Below are 24,122 nucleotides of genomic sequence, written 5' to 3'. Positions count from 1 at the left end.
GAACTGTCAATCAATAAGAAAAAATAAATAGATATGAATCAAGATGTTTTAGCAAAAGAAATTCAATGTGTAGGTTTTGATCAAGCCGAGTATAAAAGTGTTCTAACTAATGAAGCCAAAGCGTTTTTAATTCAACTTCAAGAAAAGTTTAACACCCAAAGACTTCAGTTATTAGCTGAAAGAGAAAAAGAACAAGCTCATTTTGATGCAGGAAACAACCCAACATTTCCTTTAGAAACGAAAGAAATTAGAGAAAGCGATTGGGTATGTGCTCCATTACCTGAAGATTTGTTAGATAGGAGAGTAGAAATTACAGGACCAGTAGAGCGTAAGATGATTATCAATGCTTTAAATTCTGGAGCAAAAACATTTATGGCAGATTTTGAAGATAGTAATTCACCTACAATTCAAAATATTTTAGATGGTCAGGTGAACTTACGAGATGCAGTAAATAAAACAATTTCATTTTACAACGCCGCAAAAGATAAAAGCTATGAGTTGAAAGACAAAGTAGCTACTTTATTAGTAAGACCAAGAGGATTGCACTTAAACGAAAAACATTTGTTGATTGATGGAGTAGAAATGTCAGGTTCTTTGGTTGATTTTGGTTTGTACTTTTTCCATAATATCAAAACGTTACAAGAGCGAGGAAGTGCAACTTATTTTTATTTACCTAAACTAGAACATTACAAAGAAGCACGTTGGTGGAATGATGTTTTTGTATTTGCGCAAGAGTATATGGGAGTGCAACAAAAAACAATTAAAGCAACAGTGTTAATTGAAACAATTACAGCAAGTTTTCAGTTAGATGAAATTATTTATGAGTTAAAAGATCATATGGCTGGATTAAACTGTGGTCGTTGGGATTATATTTTCTCATACATTAAAAAGTTTAGAAATCACACTGGTTTTATAGTGCCAAATCGATCACAAGTAACCATGAGTAGTCCATTTATGAAAGCATATTCATTACGAGTTATTCAATCATGTCATAAACGTGGTGTACATGCTATGGGAGGAATGGCTGCACAAATTCCAGTAAAGAATAACGATGAGTTAAATAAAGAAGCTTTTGCAAAGGTGAAGAATGATAAGGAACAAGAAGTTAAGAATGGTCATGATGGAACTTGGGTTGCTCATCCTGGTTTAGTAGAAGTTGCAATGGATGTTTTTAATAAAACAATGCCTAATGCAAATCAAATAGATAAAAAGCTAGAAGATTTAACTATTACTGAAGAAGATTTAGTGGCATTACCTGAAGGTACAATTACTGAAAATGGTATACGAGAAAACATTAATGTTGGAATTCTGTATATAGAATCTTGGTTAATGGGACAAGGAGCCGCTGCCTTGTATAACTTGATGGAAGATGCAGCAACTGCTGAAATTTCTCGAACACAGGTATGGCAATGGTTGCATAAAAGCGTAATGCTTGAAGATGGTAGAACATTTACGGAAGGCATGTACGAGCAATTTAAAAAAGAAGAACTCAAAAAAATAAAAAGTTATGTAGGTGAAGACAGGTATAACAACGGAAAATTTGAATTAGCCGTTCAATTATTTGACGAGTTAATTTTAAACAAAGAATTTGTTGAGTTTTTAACCTTACCAGCATATAAATATTTATAGAGTAAGCTATTTAGGTGTAAGCTTAGAAGGTATTTGTAGAGAAAAGCATTTTAAATTAAAGACTAAACTTAAAATATTTAAATCTCGATTATCGAGAAAAAGCCCCCAAAAATGCGGCAACATTTAAGAGGGCTAGCTATCAATAAAAATTAATAACCTTATCAATTACAAAATTATGAAAAATTTAGCACACGCTAATTATAGTTCTGCTTTACAAACTGTAAAAGAATTAAAGAAAAAGTACGGGACAACTTGGAACTCAGTCTCTCCTGAAAATGCTGCTAGAATGGTAGCGCAAAACCGTTTTAAAACTGGTTTAGATATCGCCAGATATACCGCTACAATCATGCGAGAAGATATGGCAGCTTACGATGCAGATTCATCTAATTATACACAATCATTGGGGTGCTGGCACGGATTCGTGGCACAGCAAAAAATGATTGCGGTTAAAAAACATCATAAAACTACTAGTAAACGTTATTTATATCTTTCTGGATGGATGGTAGCTGCGTTACGCTCAGAATTCGGACCGTTACCAGACCAGTCAATGCATGAAAAAACAGCAGTTCCTGCGTTAATTGAAGAAATTTATGATTTTTTGCGTCAAGCAGACGCTATTGAATTAAACGATTTATTTAGAAGATTAGAAAACGGAGAAGACGTGCAAAATGAAATCGATAATTTCGAAACGCACATTGTACCAATTATTGCAGATATTGACGCTGGTTTTGGAAATGAAGAAGCAACGTATTTATTAGCAAAAAAAATGATTCAAGCTGGTGCTTGTGCTATTCAAATAGAAAACCAAGTTTCAGACGCTAAACAATGCGGACATCAAGATGGAAAAGTAACTGTACCACATGAAGATTTTATAGCAAAGCTTAATGCAATTAGATATGCCTTTTTAGAATTAGGTATAGAAGATGGGGTTATTGTTGCTAGAACCGATTCGGAAGGAGCAGGATTAACTCAAAAATTACCAGTAAGTCAAGAACCAGGAGATTTAGCATCACAATACTTAGCTTTTGTAGAGGCTGAAGAAATTACGATTGAAGAAGCAAGAGAAGATGATGTGTTATTAAAACGTGAAGGAAAATTAGTGCGTCCTGTACGTTTGGCAAATGGTTTGTATAAATTTAGAGAAGGGACTAATATCGATAGGGTAGTGTTGGATTGTATTACAAGCTTGCAAAATGGTGCAGATTTACTTTGGATTGAAACACCTACACCTCATGTAGGGCAAATAGCAAATATGGTAAATAGAGTAAGAGCTGTAGTATCAAATGCAAAATTAGTATACAACAACTCGCCATCATTTAACTGGACTTTAAATTTCCGTAATCAAGCATATGATGAAATGGTAATACAAGGGTATGATGTTTCAATGTATGATAGAAATAATTTAATGGATGTAGCTTATGACGGGTCACAACTTTGCCAATTAGCAGATGAGAAAATTAGAACGTTCCAAATAGATGGGGCAAGAGAAGCAGGAATCTTTCATCATTTAATCACCTTACCAACGTATCATACAACAGCACTACATATGAATGATTTAACAGAAGGTTATTTTGGTGAAGATGGAATGTTAGCTTACGTAAAAGGTGTACAACGACAAGAAATTAGAAAAGGTGTATCGTGTGTAAAACATCAACGTATGGCTGGTTCTGATTTAGGAGATGATCATAAAACATTTTTTGCAGGAGACAAGGCGCTGAAAGCGAGTGGTGAAAAGAATACGTCTAATCAATTTGAAGCAGGAACAAAAGATAAAAGATTAGAAGAAGAGAGTGTAGTGGTTATATAAAAAATCTTAGTTGTTTGTAAACTTCCCGTTATGTTTGGTTTGTTTTAGTTGTTTGTTTGCATAGCGGGAAATTTTATCAAGTATTAAAAAAATAAATTTATAATTAGTGGTTGTAAATTTTATTTTGAAGCAAAAGCTCCCTTAATGGGAGCTTTAATATTTTTGGTTGTCAATAGATTTTGTAATAGGAGTTATTACATCACCAGTATGTTTGGTAGATTTTGTTTCAATAAGCATAATTAAACACTCATCAGAAGAACTAACTCTATGGTTTACACCTTTAGGAACTACGTATAAATCTCCTGTTTTCATCGTAAAACTAGGTTGATTTTCAATTTCCATTAAAAGGTTTCCATTAATAATGTAAAAAAGCTCATCCTCATTTTCGTGATTATGCCAGGGAATATCTTCTCCTTTAATTTTAGCGATTTTAACGTATTCATTATTAACCTCAGAAATTATTTTAGGAGAAAAGTAATCTATTAGCTTTTCAGCCTCCTTTTGAATATTAATTATTTGAGTTGCATCCATAGAGTAAATTATCAAGACTTTGTTTTCAGTTCCATTTTAATATTACAACGTTCATAAGGGCAACCTTCTTCCACAGGAATTTCTACAAAACCAAATTTTCTATAAATATAAATAGCGTTTTCTAATATCGTATTTGAATATAAAACAAGTTTATTAAAGTTGTTTTTACTAGCAAAATCAATACAGTGTTGTATTAGTTTTTGCCCTGTTTTGTGTCCTCTATGATTAGGTGAAACAGCCATTTTAGTTAACTCAAAAACATTTGGTTCGCTCATAGGCATTAGGGCAACTGTACCTATAATTTCATCATTTAACTTGGCAAAGAAAATGTATCCCCCTTTGTCAATGATGTATTTATTGGGTTTACTAAGAACTTCTTCATCGTATGGTTCTACATAAAAAAAAGTTCGCAACCATTCAATGTTCAAATCATAAAAAGAGGAGCTGTATTCTTCTTTAAATTTAATTATATTCATTAGTTTAATTTATCTCTATAAAGGTATGAATATAATTTTTAAAAGCTGTTAATTACCGTGTTTTTATTTTCCATGGTAAATAAAAATATTTTATATACATTTGTAAAGAATTTAAAAACAAACAAAATGAAAAAAGACAAAATTATTTTTTATGTAGCTACCAGTTTATTAACCTTGTTAATGTTTTTCTCATCAGGGATGTATTTTTTTAATTACGAAGAAGTAGCTAAAATGTTTGGTGCATTTGGGTATCCAACTTACATTATTTATCCATATGCTGTAGTTAAATTACTAGGATTAGTAGCACTTTGGTTTTTTAGAGGTAAGTTTATAAATGAGTGGGCATATGCAGGGTATTTCTTTGCGTTTATTCTGGCCTTTTTCGCTCACTTTATGATAGGAGATGGAGAACAAACTGGAGCTGTAATAGCAATGGTACTATTAATAGTTTCGTATATTTATAGTAAAAAAATATAATGAGCAATAATCCAACAGCAACAGTTACTTTAACTAATCGAAACTACTTAGCAGAAGGCAAAATGAGAAATCATTTTGCCGTTATTGATGAACCTTTAGATAAAGGAGGAGACGACAATGGACCTACGCCAGTAGAGTATTTACTAACTGCAATAGGAGGTTGTGTTTCTATCACTTTACGTATGTATGCAGAACGTAAAGGTTGGGATTTAGGAAAAATTACGGTAAATGTTAGTCAAAAAGAGCAACTAACTCCCGAAGGAATTAAAAAATCATTGATAGAAGAAATTTCTTTTGAAAAAGAAGTTACAGATGAACAGCGAACTAAATTGTTAGAAATAGCTGGTAAGTGTCCTGTAGCAAAAATGGTGAAAGGAGAAACAGTGATAGATTCAAAAATAACGACTTAAATGAAGAAGATTATTGCATTTGCAGGTAGTAACAGCAAAAAATCCATAAACAAACAATTGGTGGTATATGCCTCTAGTTTATTAAATGACTTTGAGGTTGAAGTTTTAGATTTGAATGATTACCCACTACCAATTTATGGTATTGATGAAGAAATGGAAAATGGATTTCCTGCAAATGCGGTAATCTTTTTAAACAAGATTAAAAAAGCTGATGGTATTATGTTATCATTAGCAGAGCATAACGGAAATTTTACTGTGGCATTGAAGAATATTGTAGATTGGATGTCAAGAATAGAACAAAAATTTTGGAATAATAAACCAATGTTATTGTTATCTACATCACCAGGAGGAAGAGGAGGAGCTTCTTCTATGGTAATTGCTAAAAACGGATTTCCTCATATGGGAGCAAATATTATAGCAGATTTTTCTTTACCAAAATTTTATGATAACTTTAAAGACGGAAGTGTTGTAAATGAGGAGTTTAATGAATGTTTGAAAAAAGAAGTGAAGACTTTCGTGAATAAAGTGTAATCCTTAAATCATAAAGTCATGTCAGGAACTAAAGAAGTTATTAAAAAGTACAGTAATGACGATATTACTGTAGTTTGGCAACCGAATAAGTGTATTCATTCAAAAAAATGTTGGAAAGGCTTGATACAGGTTTTTAATCCACAAAATAGACCTTGGATTAACATGGATGGAGCAACCACAGAAAGAATAAAAAAACAAGTAGAAGAATGTCCTTCGGGAGCATTATCTTATATATCAAAAAAGGAAGGTAGTCAAGCATCTGCACATACTGAAACAAAAGTAGAAGCCTTAGAAAATGGTCCTTTATTAATTTACGGAACATTACATGTAACCAATTCAAAGGGAAAGATTGAAAAGAAAAGTAAAACAACAGCTTTTTGCAGGTGTGGTGCTTCTCAAAATAAACCTTACTGTGATGGAGCTCATGTAAAAGTTGAGTTTAAAGGATAAGATTCTTGATAGAATAAAAAAAGTGATGAAAAAAAATATTCCTTTTAATTATTTGAAATAGAGTTATTTTCCTTGGTAAATAGTTAGGGGTTGTTGTATTTTTGCAATAAGAAAGGAGATTAAAATGAAGATAGTTTTATACGGAAGAAAAGGTCATGCACATACTGTAGCTTATAAGAACTTTTTAAAATCTGCAGAAGTACCTTTTGTATATAAAGATGTTTCCACAGACCAAGAAGCGAGGGAACATAGTAAAGAATTGTATGAAGGACAAGTAAAGTATCCAACCTTATTTATTGATGATGAAGTGTACTTAACACCAACTTCGGATACATTTAATAAGCTAATGCAAGATTTAAAATTAAGGGGATAAATAGTTGGTAGTTAGAAGTTAATACCAACAGCCAATAACCAAAACTATGGGCGATATTTCAAAAGACATTAATTCCAAATTTCCAAATAATAGGATTAAAGCGTTTATCAATATAAAATACACAGCTAATTGGGTGAGTAGTAAAGAGAATGAGTTTTTTAAACAATATAGTATCTCTTCGCAACAATTCAATATTTTACGTATTTTAAGAGGAGCAAAGAAGGCTATTAAGGTACAAACAATCAAGGATAGAATGATTGAACGTGCACCAAATGCTACAAGGTTAATGGATAAACTTTGTGAAAAAGACTTAATTAGCCGTATACGTTGTGAACACGATAGGAGAGTAGTTTATATCGATATTACGAAGAAAGGTGAGAGCTTATTAGAAGAAATTGACAAAAACTTACATTTAGATTTTATAAATAATCTTACTGAAGAAGAAGCCACTCAACTTAGTAACTTATTAGACAAAATAAGACAATAACTACCGTTTTTTACTCCTTTTTTATAACTAGAATTTAGGTTGTGATTTAAAAGTTGTATCTTTAAAAGTGAGCAAAAAAGAGTACAATTATGTATACATATGACACACTTTCAGAGGCCTTAAATGATTTACAAAAAAGAGGTTATACACATGATTTTAACCTTACTTATACACAAATAGAAAGTAAAACAACTAAAGAATTATATTCTCCAGAAGTTTTTGAAGTAGTTGAGGTATATCGCTTTGAAGGTATGAGTAGTGCTGGTGATAACTCGGTTGTATATGCTATTGAAACTTCACAAGGAATTAAAGGTGTTTTAGTTGATGCCTATGGAATGTATTCAGAATCCCTTTCTCCTGATATGATTCAAAAACTTCATTTTAATAGATAATAGGTTATAGCTCGAAGGTGTAAACTTCGAGTTTTTTGTTTTCTAAAAAATCGTATCTTGCCATTTATTATGCGTGCATAATATTTTAATACAAAAAAGATGAAGTACAAACATATTTTCGAACCCTTAGATTTAGGATTTACAACCTTAAAAAACCGAATTTTAATGGGGTCTATGCATACGGGTTTAGAAGAAGAAAAAAATGGAATTGAGCGCATTGCTGCTTATTATGCAGAGCGTGCACGTGGTGGAGTAGGTTTGATTGTTACAGGAGGTATTTCTCCAAATATCCAGGGGTGGACAGCTCCTTTTTCTGCTCGTATGAGCACAAAAAAACATGCACGAGAGCATAAAGTAATTACAGAAGCAGTTCATAAAGAAGGAGGTAAAATATGTATGCAAATTTTACATTCTGGACGTTATGGATATCATCCATTTAACGTAGCACCTTCAAAAATAAAATCACCAATAACTCCTTTTAAACCGTTTGCATTAAAGCAATCAGGAATACGAAGAACAGTAAAAGATTTTGTTAACTGTGCTAAGTTATCACAAGAGGCAGGATATGATGGAGTAGAAATCATGGGATCTGAAGGATATTTAATCAATCAGTTTATAGTAACAAGAACTAATAAAAGAACCGATGATTATGGAGGAAAATATGAAAATAGAATTCGTTTAGCGGTAGAGTTAGTTCGAAAAATTAGAGAAGCAGTTGGTGAGCATTTTATCATTATCTATCGTTTATCAATGCTAGATTTGGTAGAGCAAGGAAGCTCTTGGGAAGAAGTAGTGCAATTAGGGAAAGAAATAGAAAAAGCAGGAGCTACTATTATCAATACAGGTATTGGTTGGCATGAAGCACGAATACCTACTATAGCAACTTCAGTACCTAGGGCTGCGTTTACTTGGGTAACTAAAAAAATGAAAGAAGAATTATCTATTCCGTTAGTTACTTCTAACCGAATAAACATGCCAGATACTGCTGAAAAAGTTTTGGCAGAAGGGCATGCTGATATGATTTCAATGGCACGTCCGTTTTTAGCAGATCCAGAATGGGTAAATAAAGCGAAAGAAGAAAGAGTGGATGAAATAAACACTTGTATAGCTTGTAATCAAGCTTGTTTAGACCATGCTTTTCAGAAAAAAGTAGCAAGCTGTTTAGTAAACCCAAGAGCATGTCATGAAACAGAGCTAAACTATAATCCAACATCAAAAAAGAAAAAAATAGCAGTTGTAGGTGCAGGACCAGCAGGATTAGCAGCTTCAACAGTAGCAGCACAAAGAGGATATGATGTTACCTTATTTGATGCTGATAAAGAAACAGGAGGGCAATTCAATATCGCAAAACAGATTCCAGGAAAAGAAGAGTTTTATGAAACCATTCGTTACTTTAATAAGCAGCTAGAATTACATAACGTAAATGTAAAGTTAAACACAAGAGTTTCTGCAGAAGATTTATACAACGGTAATTTTGATGAGGTTGTTTTAGCAACAGGAATTACGCCAAGAACTCCAAGAATAGAAGGTGTAGAGCACGAAAAAGTATTGAGTTATATTGATGTTGTAAAATTAAAGAAACCTGTAGGTAAACGTGTTGCGGTCATTGGAGCAGGAGGAATTGGTTTTGACGTTTCAGAATATTTAGCTCACGAAGGAGAAAGTACTTCTTTAAATGTAGATGCTTGGTTAGAAGAATGGGGAATAGATAAAACATTAGAAGCACGTGCAGGAATTGAAGGAATTGCTCCAAAAATTCATCCTTCACCTAGAGAGATATTTATGTTCAAACGTAGTTCAGGAAAGTTTGGAGGAAATTTAGGAAAAACTACAGGATGGATTCATCGTTCAGTGTTAAAAAGAAAAAAAGTACAGTTTATTAATGAGGTACAGTACACAAAAATAGATGATGAAGGTTTGCATTATGTTCAAAATGAAGAACAAAAAGTATTACCGGTAGATAATGTAATTATTTGTGCAGGTCAAGTTCCGTTTAAAGAATTATTAGAGCCATTAGAAGCTAAAGGAATGAAAGTACATGTAATTGGAGGAGCAGATGTTGCAGCAGAATTAGATGCTAAAAGAGCGATAAATCAAGGAAGCAGGTTAGCTGCTGAAATTTAGTTTTATATAAATTTAAAATCACTAAAAAAGTCTTGCCAATGCAAGACTTTTTTTATGCGTATTATAAACATGAATAAGTCTAAATAATTACCGATATTTGTGGCTCACAATTTTTTTGAAAAAAGTAAATTATGGCAATGAACAAAAACACTGTCCTAGGTTGGGCAACGCTTATAATGATTTTAATGGGAATATTACTTATTGGTTTAGCAATATTCAAGTATGATGAAATAGCTGGATATGGCTTTGGTGCTGTTGGTTTAGGTTTTTTTGCAAATGCATGGGTGTTTAATGCCCTAAAAGGTAGAGTTTAATTAAGAAAATACAAGAAAATGAGCGACGATAAAAAAGTCATTTTTTCAATGAATAAGGTCTCTAAGACCTATCAAAGTACAGGAAAACAAGTTTTAAAAGATATTTATTTAAGTTTCTTTTACGGAGCTAAAATTGGTATTTTAGGTTTAAACGGTTCGGGTAAATCTACTTTATTAAAGATTATTGCAGGAGTAGAAAAGAATTATCAAGGAGATGTTACTTTTTCTCCAGGGTATAAGGTTGGATACTTAGAGCAAGAACCGCAATTAGATGAAGAAAAAACTGTTTTAGAAGTTGTTAAAGAAGGAGTAGCAGAAACGGTTGCTATTTTAGATGAATACAACAAAATAAACGATATGTTTGGTTTAGAAGAAGTGTATTCTGATCCAGACAAAATGGACAAGTTAATGGCGCGTCAGGCGGAGCTACAAGATAAAATTGATGCTTCAAACGCTTGGGAATTAGATACCAAGTTAGAAATTGCTATGGATGCCTTACGTACCCCTGAAGGAGATAAAAAAATCGGAGTATTATCAGGAGGGGAGCGTCGTCGTGTAGCCTTATGTCGTTTATTATTACAAGAACCAGAAATTTTATTATTAGATGAGCCTACCAACCATTTAGATGCAGAATCTGTTCACTGGTTAGAGCATCATTTAGCACAATATAAAGGAACGGTAATTGCGGTAACGCACGACCGTTATTTCTTAGATAATGTTGCAGGATGGATTTTAGAATTGGATAGAGGAGAAGGTATTCCTTGGAAAGGAAACTATTCTTCTTGGTTAGATCAAAAATCTCAACGTTTAGCACAAGAAAGTAAAACAGCTTCTAAGCGTCAAAAAACGTTAGAACGAGAGTTAGAGTGGGTACGTCAAGGAGCAAAAGGTCGTCAAACAAAGCAAAAAGCACGTTTGAAGAACTATGAAAAGTTAATGAGTCAAGACCAAAAGCAGACGGAAGAAAAACTAGAGATTTACATTCCGAATGGTCCACGTTTAGGAACGAATGTGATTGAAGCAACAGGAGTTTCTAAAGCATACGGAGATAAACTATTATACGAGAACTTAGAATTTAATCTTCCTCAAGCAGGAATTGTAGGAATTATTGGTCCGAACGGAGCAGGTAAAACTACTATTTTTAGAATGATCATGGGAGAAGAAACTCCTGATACAGGAAGCTTCTCTGTTGGTGAGACAGCTAAAATAGCATATGTAGATCAGTCGCATTCAAATATTGATCCTGAAAAAACTATTTGGGAAAACTTCTCTGAAGGGCAAGATTTAGTGATGATGGGAGGGAAACAAGTAAACTCTAGAGCTTACTTAAGTCGTTTTAATTTCTCAGGAAATGAGCAAAACAAAAAGGTTTCAACATTATCTGGAGGAGAGCGTAACCGCTTACATTTAGCAATGACGTTAAAAGAAGAGGGTAACGTATTGTTATTAGATGAGCCAACAAACGATTTAGATGTAAATACGCTACGTGCTTTAGAAGAAGGTTTAGAAAACTTTGCAGGTTGTGCTGTTGTAATTTCGCATGATAGATGGTTCTTAGATCGTATCTGTACACATATTTTAGCTTTTGAAGGAGATAGTCAAGTGTATTTCTTTGAAGGATCTTTCTCTGATTACGAAGAGAATAAAAAGAAACGTTTAGGAGGTGATTTAATGCCAAAACGTATTAAATACAAGAAGTTAATTAGATAATAATTAGTTGTCATAAATTATATAAAACAAAACTCGAAGTTAGCAGCTTCGAGTTTTTTCTTTTTCTATAACAATTACCCCCCCCCAATGTTAAACTGTTTTGTAGATAGTTTTTCATAGTAATGGTATTATGTTACTATTTTAAATTTTAACAATAATCATTCCGAAAGTTTATTTTTTTTATTTAATTATTGCTTTAAATGTAATTTATAATGATTTTAATTAACGTGTTTTAAAATTTAATTATTAAAATAACAAAAGCTCACCAATTGGTGAGCTTTGTATATCTTAAGGTTGAGAATCAAATATTTAAACCTGACAAATAAATGGAGATTAAATAGTTCTCTAGTTATGCACTTCCTTTTTTATTGATGATAAGCAGCATTATGCGCTAAATCTCCACCACAGCTGTTACATTTTCCTGTAGTATCTCCACCACCAGCACAACCATTGGTACAGGTATAATGATATTGCCCAGAAGCATTTGGTCCGCTAGAAGTAGTTGGAGCTATAGGTGTTGATATTGGTGAATTAGAAGTTGTGTTTTGTGAATTGTGAAACGCAAGGTTATGAGCAAGAGGAGTTTTACAAACAGGACAAGCAGTACCTTGAACACTTGAAGTTCCTCCTTCGCACTTTTTAGGGCATATATAATGCGCTCCTCCAATAATATTAACAGAGTTATTATTAGTATTTGGAAGTTGAGGAGTTGGGCGTTCGCTAAAAGGAATTGTTAACGGATTTACAGGTGCTTTTTTTTCTTCTGTTTTACAAGAGAAAAAACAGCATAATAATACGAATAGTGTGAATAATTTTTTCATATTCAAATATAAAAAAACCTCGTTAAAAAAGACGAGGTTTTAATTATATAAAGTATATGATTTTTATAAGTGAATTACTTCATCGTAAGCATCAGCAACAGCTTCCATAACCGCTTCACTCATTGTTGGGTGAGGGTGAATTGCTTTTAATACTTCATGACCAGTAGTTTCTAATTTACGTCCTAAAACAGCTTCAGCAATCATATCGGTAACTCCAGCACCAATCATATGGCATCCTAACCATTCACCGTACTTAGCATCAAAAATTACTTTTACAAATCCGTCAGGAGTTCCAGCAGCTTTAGCTTTACCTGAAGCAGAGAATGGGAATTTTCCAACTTTTAATTCATAACCTTTTTCCTTTGCTTGTTCTTCAGTTAAACCAACAGAAGCAATTTCAGGAGTAGCATAGGTACAACCCGGGATGTTTCCATAGTCGATAGCTTCAGTATGTAAACCAGCAATCTTTTCAACACAAGTAATTCCTTCTGCAGAAGCAACGTGAGCAAGTGCAGGACCAGGAGTAACATCACCAATAGCATAATAACCAGGAATGTTAGTTTGATACCAATCGTTTACTAAGATTTTATCTCTATCAGTAATAATACCCACATCTTCTAAACCGATGTTTTCAATGTTAGTTTTAATACCAACTGCTGATAATACGATGTCAGCTTCTAAAACTTCTTCTCCTTTTTTAGTTTTAACGGTAGCTTTTACTCCGTCACCAGAAGTATCAACAGATTCTACAGAAGAACTAGTCATTACTTTAATTCCGGCTTTTTTGAAAGAACGCTCCATTTGTTTAGAAACATCTTTATCTTCTACAGGAACAATTGTTGGCATAAACTCAACAACAGTAACGTCAGTTCCCATTGAATTATAAAAGTGTGCAAACTCTACTCCAATAGCACCAGAACCTACCACAATCATTGATTTTGGTTGTTTAGGTAAGCTCATTGCTTCACGATATCCGATAACTTTTTTACCATCTTGTGGTAAGCTTGGTAATTCACGAGAGCGAGCCCCTGTAGCAATAATAATGTGGTCAGCAGAGTACTCAGTTACCTTACCATCTTTATCAGTAACATCTACTTTTTTACCAGCTTTTACTTTACCAAAACCATCGATGATATCAATTTTGTTTTTCTTCATTAAGAACTGAACACCTTTGCTCATTCCTTCAGCAACACCACGACTACGCTTAATAACCGCTTCAAAATCTTTATCGATTGCTTCTGCTTTTAAACCATACTCATCAACATGTTTTAAATAATCATATACTTGAGCAGATTTTAATAATGCTTTCGTAGGAATACATCCCCAGTTTAAGCAAATTCCACCTAAGTTTTCCTTTTCAACTACAGCGGTTTTAAATCCTAATTGAGATGCTCTAATGGCAGTTACATAACCTCCAGGACCACTTCCGATTATTAATACGTCGTATTTCATGTCGTTTATTTTTACTTGTTGTTTGTTAATTTATTACATTCTTTCAGGAACCTGAATTCCTAATAAATTGAATGCAGATTTTATGGTGTCAGCTACTTTTTTTGATAGCTGAACTCTAAATACTTTTTTATCTTGATTTTCTTCTCCTAAAATTGATACGTTTTGATAGAATGAGTTAAACTCTTTTACCAAATCGTATGTGTAATTAGCAATTATAGCAGGTGAATAATTATTTGCTGCTTGCTGAATTATTTCAGGGTACAATTCTAATTGCTTGATTAATTCTTTCTCTTTCTCGTGTAATTCTACAGACACAGAAGCTGAATAATCAAAGTCAGCTTTACGTAAGATCGATTGAATTCTCGCATACGTATATTGTACAAACGGACCTGTGTTTCCTTGGAAATCTACCGATGCTTGTGGGTCAAACAAAATTCTCTTTTTAGGATCTACCTTTAAAATGAAGTATTTTAAAGCACCTAATCCGATAATTTTATATAACTCCTCTTTTTCTTCAGTTGAATAGCCTTCTAACTTACCTAACTCTTGTGATATTTCACGAGCAGTATTGGTCATTTCGTCCATTAAATCATCAGCATCTACTACAGTTCCTTCACGAGATTTCATTTTTCCAGAAGGTAAATCTACCATTCCATAACTTAAATGGAATAATTGTTTAGCCCAAGAATAGCCTAGCTTTTGTAAGATTAAGAACAACACTTTAAAGTGGTAATCTTGTTCGTTACCTACGGTATATACCATTCCGTTTACATCAGGAAAATCTTTAGAACGTTGGATAGCAGTACCAATATCTTGCGTCATGTACACCGCAGTTCCGTCAGAACGTAATACTAGTTTTTCGTCTAGTCCTTCGTCAGTTAAATCACACCAAACAGAACCATCTTCTTTTTTGAAGAAAACACCATTTTTAAGTCCTTCTTCAATAACATCTTTTCCTAATAAATAGGTATTACTTTCGTAATATAATTTGTCAAAGTTAACTCCGATGTTTTCATAAGTAACGTCGAAACCTTTGTATACCCATCCGTTCATCATTTCCCAAAGGGTAACAACTTCTTTATCTCCAGCTTCCCATTTACGAAGCATTTCTTGTGCTTCTAAAAATAATGGGGCTTGTTTTTTAGCATCTTCTTCAGAAATTCCTTTTGAAACTAATTCAGAAATTTCTTTTTTATACTCTTGATCAAACTTTACGTAGTAATTACCAACCAGTTTATCTCCTTTTAATCCAGTTGATTCAGGAGTTTCTCCATTTCCGAATTTTTCCCAAGCCAACATTGACTTACAAATATGGATACCACGGTCGTTGATAATTTGTGTTTTGTAAACTTTATGTCCTGCAGCTTTTAAAATTTCAGCAACAGAATATCCTAATAATACATTACGAACATGTCCTAAGTGTAAAGGTTTGTTTGTGTTTGGAGAAGAATACTCAACCATTCGAGCATCTGTTTCGTTTTCTTTTACAAAACCATAAGTAGCATCTGCTGCAATTTCATTAAAAAAGTTTACGTAGAAAGAATCGTCCACTACCAAGTTTAAAAAACCCTTTACAACATTGTAGTTGGTAATTTCGTTAATGTTTTCAACCAAATATTTTCCTAAATCTTCACCAATTTGAACCGGATTTCCTTTTTTGTACCGTAATAGAGGGAAAACGACAACGGTAATGTCACCTTCAAAATCTTTACGGGTTGCTTGAAATTCTACACTTGGAATTTCTACATCATACAGGGCTAAAAATCCTTCTTTTACTTTCGTTTCGATTAACGATTGAATATTCATTGGTTCTTTTTGATTATCGCACAAAATTAGTGTTTTTAATTTTTTATTCCCACGATTTCACTGATGATTTTTTGAGAGGTAAAAATGGTAGACTTCAAAGTCGCTTTTGTACCTTTGCATTATGGATAAAGACCTTGAAAACTTATCAAAATTAGCGAAAGACGCTTTACAGGAAAACAAAAAGTATTTTCAGAAATTAAAAAAGCGTACACCTAAACGTTTAGACTTACTAATGCAAGAATTGCATGAGGAAGAATTTGAACGTACAGATTGTTTGGAGTGTGCCAATTGTTGTAAAACAACCTCGCCAATATTTACCGAAAAAGATATAGAGCGTATTGCTAAACACTTAAAAATGAGAGTGATTGATTTTACAAATCAATACCTACGAAGAGATGAAGATAATTTTATGGTCTTACAATCAGCTCCGTGTACTTTTTTAGATGAATCTGATAATACATGTTTTATTTACGATGTACGTCCGAAAGCTTGTTCAGAATATCCACATACGAATCGTAAAAAGTTTATCCAGTTAGCCGATTTAACAATTAAAAACACAGAGGTTTGTCCTGCAACATACAGAATAGTAGAAGAGCTTAAAAAAAGGTTGCCTCAGTAGGGGTAAGGAGTAATTTATTTTTTCCTATTTTTAGGGAAAATATAATACTTTGGAAACCCTTATACATTATTTTGAAAACATTCCTTCCAGTCATAGAAGTATTATTTTAGTTGGAGGAATAGCTTTTTTCTGGTTGTTAGAAGGCGCTGTGCCTTTATTTAGCTTTAAATACAATAAATGGAAACATGCATGGCCTAATTTGTTTTTTACAGCTACCACGGTAATTATCAACTTTACTTTGGCTTTTGTATTACTTAAGACAGCCGATTGGGTGCAAGCAAATGATTTTGGATTGATTAACTGGCTTCCTGAAATGCCATTATGGTTATATGTGTTATTAGGGGTGTTATTTTTAGATTTCTTCGGGGCTTATTTAGCACATTTGGTAGAGCATAAAGTGAAACCCTTGTGGATGGTACATTTAGTGCACCATTCTGATCATAAAGTAGATACTACTACAGCAAATAGGCATCACCCTATAGAAAGTGTTATTCGTTTTACATTTACATTACTAGGTGTTTTTTTAGCAGGAACACCAATAGGTATAATAATGTTATATCAGTCTATGTCTTTAGTATTTACACAACTAACTCATGCCAATATAAAAATGCCTAAAAAATTGGATAAAGTATTAAGTTATGTTATTGTTTCACCTGATATGCATAAAGTGCATCATCATAACTTATTGCCTTATACTGATTCTAACTACGGAAATATTTTTTCTATATGGGATCGTTTATTAGGAACTTACATGGAATTGGATAGAGAAAAAATTGTTTACGGAGTAGATACCTTTCCTGATGAAGAAAAAAACTCTAGCTTAAAAGAATTATTAAAGCAACCTTTTCAAGGGTACAGAAAACCGACTAATATTTAGGGTAAAAAAAAGAGCTATTTATAGCTCTTTTTTTTAAAAATTAAAGTTATGTCTTCACAGGAGTTGTAACTAAATTACCTTGAGCAAAGCAAACAGTAGTAGAAGAATTTAAGTTTGCAAAAGAGTAGAAGAAATTATTTCCAAAATCATTTCTATAACATTTCCAAATAGTGTTTGGATTTGCTATTCCGATATCATCTCCATGTCCTCCATTTGTTTCTTTATGAGCTTTTTTACTTAGGTTTTTAACTCTTTTTAATTTTAGATTTTTTTTGTAACATATTTTTTTAATTAAAGTTTTAAGTTATCAAAATTATAAATGGAAAATAAGAGAAATTGAAGGCTATGCACTTTATTTTATAGAGTGATATGCCTTTAACTAGTGCAGGAAAAAGATTTTAGATTTAAAGAAAAGGTTGTTAAGTGACTTTATTATTATTTTTGTTTCTAACTAAATTAAAAAACAGTTCTAACTGTTTAAAATTGAGTTTATGAAAAAGAGTGTAATAATCTTATTTTTATTTACCTTGACAGTAATTAAGGCTCAAGGTAAAGAAGTAGATACTAATAAAAGGTTTGATAGTATATTTTATGATACGGCTGTAAGAATTTCTGCTATAGATATGAAAAGAGCAGAGATAATTGCAGATTCTTTATTTAAAGCTTCTATTTCTGATATTCACAAAATTAAATCTTTAATGCTTAGCGCTAGTTTATTAGAAAAACAAAGTAAAAGAGAACAAGCGATAGAATATGCTTTAAAGGCTGATGAAATAGCAAGTTTAACGTCACATTATAGATGGATAGCCAGAATATATGGTTTTTTAGCAACACAGTTTAGGTTGATAGGTTTAGTAGATTATAGTAAACAATATTTAGAAAAAGGAGAGCGTAATAGTAAAAAAATAGAAGATAAAAATCAAGCAGATATATGTTTAGGAATGGTTTTTCAAGAAAAAGCCCACCATGCTATAAATGAAAAAGAATTCACTAACTCTATAAGTTTATTAAATGATGCAAACAGACTTTTTGAAGTAGTAAAAAATGAACATACTAAAAACCTATTCATAGGTATAAACTCAGAAATGATAGGTAGGAGTTATGTAGAGTTGAAGAATAAAGACTCTGCAAGGTATTATTATGAAAAGTCACTTACATATTTAAATAAAATAGGGTTAAATAAGTCTGAATATTCAGGGCTTGTTTTTCATGGTAAAGCGCATTTATATTTAGAAGAAGGTAAGTTAGAGCAGTCAAAAATATTTTTAGATAAGGCGCACAATATAGCAACAGCCGCTAATCAAAAAAACTTACTTGAGTTAATTTACAGAGATTTATCTAGATATTATAAGAGGAAAAATAATAATAGAGAATATTCTGTTTTCTACGAAAAATATTTGAACATAAAAGAAGAAAATAATGTAGAAAAGAGAAAAGCTACAAACGCGGAAGTAAATAGGATTTTTGAAAATCAACAAAAAGGTTTTCTAAGGCTTTATTGGTATATAATAGCAGTAGGAATCTTACTTTTAATAGCCCTAATAATGCTGTTTTATAAAACAAAGGAGTATAAAAGGAAAAGAGAGATATTTGAAGCTACTATTTTAAAATTTAGAGAAAAAGAACTATCCAGAGCTTCTGAAAATAAAAGTAATGAAAAATGTAAAGAAAGTAAAGAGAGGTTAATGACGATAGAAACAGAGATGATTCTATTAAAGAAATTAGAAGAATTTGAACTAAAAGAAGAATATAAAGATCCTAAATTAACATTAGCTAAATTATCAACAATTCTAAACACAAATACAAAATACCTTTCTTGGATAATAAATGAGTATAAAAAAAATGACTTTAATAATTATATCAATCATTTGCGAATTTATTATATAGTTAAAAAAATGCAGACAGATTCTAATTATCTTAACTACAAAATAAGTTATTTATCTTCTGAGTGTGGTTTTTCTTCTCATAGTAAATTTACAGCTGTTTTTAAGAAAGAAATAGGCTTAACACCTTCTTTTTTTATAAACGAGTTACGAAAAGAATAGCATAAAAATAGTAATATTTTATCTAAATCGTCTACTTATAAGTTTGATAATGTTATGATCTTCATAATGTTTTTTTTTGTTTAATAAAAATGTAAGTTTGTTAAACTTTTTTGTAATTTAGCACCGCTCACTTCAAAAGGGGGAATTCTACTAAATCACTAATTATTTTTTAATCTGTTATAGCTAATCTTTATGTATAAAATAAAGATAAGGTCATTTGTTGTGGCTTTTTTATTTGTGTTATCTGTATTTGCTGAGAATGAAAGAGATTCTTTTAATAAGCGATTTGATAGTATTTATAATAATACCGTTTTACAAATAGTTTCATCAAACCTTGATAGGGCAGAAATAATAGCAGACTCACTATATGAAAACTCAAAAAATAAAATTCAGAAAACAAAAGCACTAATGCTAAAAGCAAGTGTTTTAGGAATGCAAAACAAAAGGTTAGAGGCTATAAATTACGCATTACGAGCGTCAAAAATGGCAGATTCAGAATCTAATCAAATGTGGATTTCAATAACTAATAGGTTTTTATCCAAACAATATAGATTAATAGGCTTAACAGATTGTAGTGAAGAATACCTTAAAACAGCAGAGAAAGAAGCTTTAAAAGTTGAGGATAAAACAGAAGCTGATGTATGTTTAGGAATGCTTTATCAAGAGAAAGCGTATCATAATTTTGCAAAAAAACAGTTTTACAAAACAATAGAATTTTTAAAAAAGTCAAATAATTTTTTTCTTCAGGTAGAAGTTGATCAGCCTAAAAATTATTTTGTTGGATCAAATTATGTAATGATAGGAAGAAGTTTTGAACAGCTAATAAAATATGATTCAGCTCAACATTATTTTAATAATTCTTTAAAACTTTTGTCAAAAGCAGGTTTAAAAAACTCAAAACACCAAGGTTTTGTTCATCATGGAAAAGCGTTAATATTCTTGGAAGAAGAAAATTATGAAGCAGCAAAAAGTGAACTTGATAAAGCTAAAAAAATAGCAGAATCTGATAATCATAAAGAGTTAATTGAAGTAGTATACCGAGATTTATCAAGGTTTTATAAAGAGGTAGGTAGTTTTAATAATTATTCGTTATACCATGAAAAGTATTTGTACATTAAAGATAATAATGTAAAAGCATCTAAAATTGCTGCAAATGCAGAGGTTAATAGAATTTTAAAAGAACAGGAAACTAGCTTTTCTTTGTTGTATTGGTTAGTTGCTGGTATTGTTGTTTTGTTGTTTTTTAGCGCAAGTCTGTTTTTTCTTCAAAAGAAGAAATTTAAAAAAGAACAACAATTGTTCAATGATTTTCTGTTGAAAGATAAATCTAAAATAGAAGAAGAAAAGCTTATCTCATCAAATTATAAAAAACAAAGTAAGGAAAACGGCGAAGATAAAAAAAGGAATGAAACAAGGTTAATGTCTATTGAAACAGAAAATATAATTCTGAATAAATTAAAAGAGTTTGAAAATCAAAATGAATTTATAGATCACGACCTTACCTTAACAAAACTATCAGCAAAATTTAACGTTAATGTCAAATATCTTTCTTCAGTAATTAATGAGCATAAAAAGAAAGATTTTAATAATTATATCAATCAACTTCGCATTCATTATATAATCGAAAAAATAAAAACTGATCCAGATTATATAAATTATAAAATAAGTTACTTATCAGTGGTAGGTGGATTTTCTTCTCACAGTAAGTTTACTTCCATTTTTAAAAAAGAAACAGGTTTAACTCCTTCGCTTTTTATAAATCAAATAAAAAGTAGGGAAAATAAAGAGTAATATATATTTGACTTGAGTTAGAAGTCCGGTTCTTTTGTTACTACACTTTTTTTGTTAACTTTTTAATTACTTAGAATTGAAAACGGCTCCTTTTTAAAGGATATTAACTAGAACTTGTACAATGTTTTATTAAAGTTAAAAGTGCATGCTTATGTTTTTGCAATTAAAGTGTATGTGCTTGTTTTTCTGAGGTTTTTAACTGTTCGTTTTCGTGAAAACAGACAGGTAAAAACTTTTTTGAGGTAATAAATTTAGGGTTCTTTGCACAAAAATATCTAACAATATTAAAAAAGTTGTTTTTGAAAACACTATTCCCCCACGTAGTGTGCAAAAACAATGCTATAAAACTTTTTTAAAATCAATAATTTATTCTATGAAATACTTTTACGCTCATGTGTTAGAAGTTTACTGCTTTGTAAAAAAGAATGTTTTTAGTAAAAAGAAAACAACAAAGTATGGTTTTAACTTACAATTTACTATTTTGTTTTTACTGTTAGGGGTATACAGTACAGCCAAATTAAATGCACAAACAATTACTCTTAAATCATCTGATAAACTTATTATAGATAGTAATAAGTCTTGTAATGTAAACCCAGAAGGACCTCTAACAACTTATGTAGCTTATGAATTTTGTAATACAACAGGTTTATCAACAGCTCCATTAGAAGCTACATTGTCAATTTCTGGAGCTAATTTTAGTTTAGCAGGTGGGCAAGCAATAACACAATCATTAGGAGTGTTAGCACCAGGTGACTGTGCTACGTTGTTTTGGTTTATATCATATCCATGTACTGAAGAGGTAGGGAATGTTACAATAGGACTTAAAGATAATGGTAACAATACTATTTCAACAGCTACGAGTACATTAAGCATTTTAAAAGGACCAAGCGCAAATGCAACAGGTCTTCTAGGAGGAGTAGGGTTAACATCTTCTGGTGTAGGGCAAGTAACTTCATATAACGTTATTTATGAGTTTGGAACTACAGATGCAGGAGAGCTTATTACATTTCAACCAGCAGGAAATACTGATTTTAATGCAGGTTGTTTTCAGTTGGTAGGTTTAGAAATAATAAGATCTGATATACCTGATGTTGTAGTAGGTACCATAGATGAAATGGTTTTTTACTTAAATCAAGCAATAAAAGGGTCAGGTAATCAAGTTGAAGTAACATATTTTTTTAAAAATAAGTGTGTTGATGCTAATACTACAGCTAGCCCTTATGCTTACGGTGTTTCAGGAACTCAGCTTAAGTATACAGGTAATTTTGATGACCCTACTTATTTTGGTCAGTTTCCTGTAACAGAGAATAATTTATCAATTACAAAAACGGTATCTACACCTCTAGTTACTACTGCACCAAATACTATTATATATACAGTAGCTATAACTAACTCAGGAACGAGTCCTGCTTCAATAGATAAAATTACTGATATCTTACCTTCACCGTTACAGTTTAATGAGATTGATGCCTCTAGTGATATTCAAGCTAATAACATGTCTAGTATACCAGTAGCAAATGCAACTGGAACGCTTGATTTTGTTGGAGGAAATGATTCAACTACATATCCTTACACAGAGTTTTTAATACCAGGGAATTCTACAGTAAATTTAGTATACAATGTAACTGTACCTAGTGGTATTACTGATGGAGATTATACGAATAGTGCTACATTTACAACAGGAAGTTACACTTCACTACCAGTAGAGGCTACTTTTTCTTTTGGACCAATACCTCCAGTAGCAAATAACGATTCGGCCGTTACAGAAGAAGATATACCGATAGCTCTAAATATTATAGCCAACGATACAGATAGCGATGGAACTATTGATGCAACTACAGTAGATTTAGATCCAATTGCTCTTGGCCAACAAACTTCTTACCCAATCACAGGAGAGGGTACATACACTGTTGACAATAGTGGAATTGTTACTTTTACACCAGAATCAGGTTTTACAGGAATTTCTATTATTAATTATACAGTAAGAGATAACGCTGGTAATATTTCTAATGAAGCTAGTATAACAATTCAGGTAGGAAATGTATGTACAGAAGATGTAGCAGGAAAAGAGTTTGATTTGCAAGGCGGAAATAGTGTTACATTTAACCAACCGGCAACAAACTATGGGTTTCAATTTGATATTTACACGCTTGACAACTCTTTTAATCTAAATATTAATGGAGTTAATTTAGCTACACAGGAATTGCAATTTCAGTCATTAGGAACAAGTGGTATAAATGTTCGTTTTCAAGATGGAGATGAGTATGAAACAGATACATCAGGAGATATTTGGCAAATGACTGGAGGAGTTTTAAATCCTTTGATTAGGGTAGTAATTAGCCCATCAGGAACAGTTTCTATGTTTGGTAGTAAAACATCAGGAGGACCTTTGTTTCCGTTAGAATTGTTTGGTGGTAATACGTTTAACATTATTACTTGGAATAACGCTGGAACAAATACAATTATAGGAAGTCAAACGGTAGCAGGTGCTACCAATATGAAAGGTTATGGTAGTGGTAAAAATATAGTATCATGTGTACCTAACCTAAGTTTAGAGAAGGTAGCGACGTTAGCCGATACCAACGGAAATGGAACAGCAGATGCAGGAGAAACGATTGACTATGCTTTCAAAGTAATCAACAACGGTAATGTAACGGTACGTAATATTGAGATTACAGATGTATTACCAGGGATCGTGTTAACAGGTACTCCTATAGCAAGTTTAGTACCGGGAGCAAGTGATAGTACGAGTTATAGTGCAAGCTATACGGTAACCCAAGCAGATATTGATGCAGGAACAAGCATTAGTAATGTAGCTACGGCAACAGGAGACAGTCCAAGTGGTACTGATGATGTAACGGATAATTCAGATGATCCAACGGACCTGACGAATGATGATCCAGACAATGATGGAGATCCAGAAGATCCAACCGATGTAGAAGTAACACCAAACACACCGAACCTAAGTTTAGAAAAAAGGGCAACGCTGAACGATACCAA

General features: G+C 32.1%; 22 protein-coding genes. 17 read left to right on the top strand and 5 right to left on the bottom strand.

All coding sequences use genetic code 11. The features are described 5' to 3' along the window. Positions 1-33 precede the first annotated feature (33 nt). Together aceB and C8N26_RS10370 are read left to right on the top strand one after the other, a co-directional pair. Positions 34-1,629, top strand: a complete 1,596-nt coding sequence (aceB, locus tag C8N26_RS10375) for a malate synthase A (protein ID WP_120187236.1) — start codon at positions 34-36, stop codon at positions 1,627-1,629. 175 nt (positions 1,630-1,804) lie between these two features. Next, the gene (locus tag C8N26_RS10370; RefSeq protein ID WP_120187235.1) at positions 1,805-3,436 is read left to right on the top strand and encodes an isocitrate lyase; all 1,632 of its coding nucleotides are present in this window, start codon (positions 1,805-1,807) and stop codon (positions 3,434-3,436) included. Between the two features lie 153 nt (positions 3,437-3,589). Here C8N26_RS10370 and C8N26_RS10365 read toward each other — a convergent pair whose 3' ends face one another. After that, positions 3,590-3,967, bottom strand: coding sequence for a cupin domain-containing protein (locus C8N26_RS10365; protein ID WP_120187234.1), 378 nt, complete (start codon positions 3,965-3,967; stop codon positions 3,590-3,592). A gap of 11 nt (positions 3,968-3,978) precedes the next feature. After that, positions 3,979-4,443 (bottom strand): GNAT family N-acetyltransferase, encoded by a 465-nt coding sequence (locus tag C8N26_RS10360; protein ID WP_120187233.1) that lies wholly within the window; start codon positions 4,441-4,443, stop codon positions 3,979-3,981. A gap of 126 nt (positions 4,444-4,569) precedes the next feature. On the opposite strand from C8N26_RS10360, the gene C8N26_RS10355 reads away from it, so the two are divergent. The 10 genes from C8N26_RS10355 (at position 4,570) to ettA (ending at position 11,711) form a co-directional block, all read left to right on the top strand. Continuing rightward, on the top strand, positions 4,570-4,920 hold the full coding sequence (locus tag C8N26_RS10355) for a DoxX family protein (RefSeq protein WP_120187389.1): 351 nt from the start codon (positions 4,570-4,572) through the stop codon (positions 4,918-4,920). Further along, positions 4,920-5,330: an OsmC family protein gene (locus C8N26_RS10350; RefSeq protein ID WP_120187232.1), complete on the top strand. Its 411-nt coding sequence runs from the start codon at positions 4,920-4,922 to the stop codon at positions 5,328-5,330. Before C8N26_RS10355 ends, C8N26_RS10350 begins: the two co-directional genes overlap by 1 nt. Continuing rightward, positions 5,331-5,861, top strand: coding sequence for an NADPH-dependent FMN reductase (locus C8N26_RS10345; protein WP_120187231.1), 531 nt, complete (start codon positions 5,331-5,333; stop codon positions 5,859-5,861). Positions 5,862-5,879: 18 nt separating this feature from the next. Then, a complete protein-coding gene (locus C8N26_RS10340; RefSeq protein WP_028891077.1) occupies positions 5,880-6,311 on the top strand; it encodes a (4Fe-4S)-binding protein in 432 nt (143 codons plus the stop codon). A 124-nt stretch (positions 6,312-6,435) separates the two neighbouring features. Further along, a complete protein-coding gene (locus C8N26_RS10335; RefSeq protein WP_028891078.1) occupies positions 6,436-6,684 on the top strand; it encodes a glutaredoxin family protein in 249 nt (82 codons plus the stop codon). Between the two features lie 46 nt (positions 6,685-6,730). After that, on the top strand, positions 6,731-7,171 hold the full coding sequence (locus C8N26_RS10330) for a MarR family winged helix-turn-helix transcriptional regulator (protein ID WP_028891079.1): 441 nt from the start codon (positions 6,731-6,733) through the stop codon (positions 7,169-7,171). A gap of 89 nt (positions 7,172-7,260) precedes the next feature. After that, positions 7,261-7,563, top strand: a complete 303-nt coding sequence (locus C8N26_RS10325; protein ID WP_028891080.1) for a hypothetical protein — start codon at positions 7,261-7,263, stop codon at positions 7,561-7,563. Between the two features lie 99 nt (positions 7,564-7,662). Next, a complete protein-coding gene (locus C8N26_RS10320) occupies positions 7,663-9,687 on the top strand; it encodes an NADPH-dependent 2,4-dienoyl-CoA reductase (protein WP_120187230.1) in 2,025 nt (674 codons plus the stop codon). Between the two features lie 137 nt (positions 9,688-9,824). Continuing rightward, positions 9,825-10,001: a CAL67264 family membrane protein gene (locus tag C8N26_RS10315; RefSeq protein ID WP_231517298.1), complete on the top strand. Its 177-nt coding sequence runs from the start codon at positions 9,825-9,827 to the stop codon at positions 9,999-10,001. 18 nt (positions 10,002-10,019) lie between these two features. After that, entirely contained in the window at positions 10,020-11,711 is a 1,692-nt protein-coding gene (gene ettA, locus C8N26_RS10310; protein WP_120187229.1) for an energy-dependent translational throttle protein EttA, read from the top strand. A gap of 365 nt (positions 11,712-12,076) precedes the next feature. Here ettA and C8N26_RS10305 read toward each other — a convergent pair whose 3' ends face one another. The 3 genes from C8N26_RS10305 to argS form a co-directional block, all read right to left on the bottom strand. After that, positions 12,077-12,532, bottom strand: a complete 456-nt coding sequence (locus C8N26_RS10305) for a hypothetical protein (RefSeq protein WP_120187228.1) — start codon at positions 12,530-12,532, stop codon at positions 12,077-12,079. Positions 12,533-12,595: 63 nt separating this feature from the next. Next, a complete protein-coding gene (gene lpdA / locus C8N26_RS10300) occupies positions 12,596-13,984 on the bottom strand; it encodes a dihydrolipoyl dehydrogenase (protein ID WP_120187227.1) in 1,389 nt (462 codons plus the stop codon). Positions 13,985-14,017: 33 nt separating this feature from the next. Next, positions 14,018-15,790, bottom strand: a complete 1,773-nt coding sequence (gene argS, locus C8N26_RS10295) for an arginine--tRNA ligase (RefSeq protein ID WP_120187226.1) — start codon at positions 15,788-15,790, stop codon at positions 14,018-14,020. Between the two features lie 121 nt (positions 15,791-15,911). Here argS and C8N26_RS10290 point away from each other — a divergent pair, with 121 nt between their 5' ends. The 5 genes from C8N26_RS10290 to C8N26_RS10270 all read left to right on the top strand — a co-directional run. Next, on the top strand, positions 15,912-16,409 hold the full coding sequence (locus tag C8N26_RS10290; protein WP_120187225.1) for a YkgJ family cysteine cluster protein: 498 nt from the start codon (positions 15,912-15,914) through the stop codon (positions 16,407-16,409). Between the two features lie 49 nt (positions 16,410-16,458). Continuing rightward, positions 16,459-17,286 (top strand): sterol desaturase family protein, encoded by an 828-nt coding sequence (locus C8N26_RS10285; protein WP_120187224.1) that lies wholly within the window; start codon positions 16,459-16,461, stop codon positions 17,284-17,286. A 491-nt stretch (positions 17,287-17,777) separates the two neighbouring features. Next, a complete protein-coding gene (locus tag C8N26_RS10280; protein ID WP_120187223.1) occupies positions 17,778-19,331 on the top strand; it encodes a helix-turn-helix domain-containing protein in 1,554 nt (517 codons plus the stop codon). 192 nt (positions 19,332-19,523) lie between these two features. Continuing rightward, complete coding sequence (locus tag C8N26_RS10275; protein WP_120187222.1) at positions 19,524-21,122, top strand: helix-turn-helix domain-containing protein; 1,599 nt, start codon at positions 19,524-19,526, stop codon at positions 21,120-21,122. 373 nt (positions 21,123-21,495) lie between these two features. Next, on the top strand, positions 21,496-24,122 hold a 2,627-nt coding region (locus C8N26_RS10270; RefSeq protein ID WP_120187221.1), incomplete at its 3' end, for a DUF7507 domain-containing protein.

The sequence above is a fragment of the Tenacibaculum lutimaris genome, from assembly GCF_003610735.1.
In the GTDB taxonomy this organism is placed as follows: domain Bacteria; phylum Bacteroidota; class Bacteroidia; order Flavobacteriales; family Flavobacteriaceae; genus Polaribacter; species Polaribacter lutimaris.
Note: the sequence above shows the minus strand (reverse complement) of the source record. Positions and strands in the feature narration are given on the sequence as shown.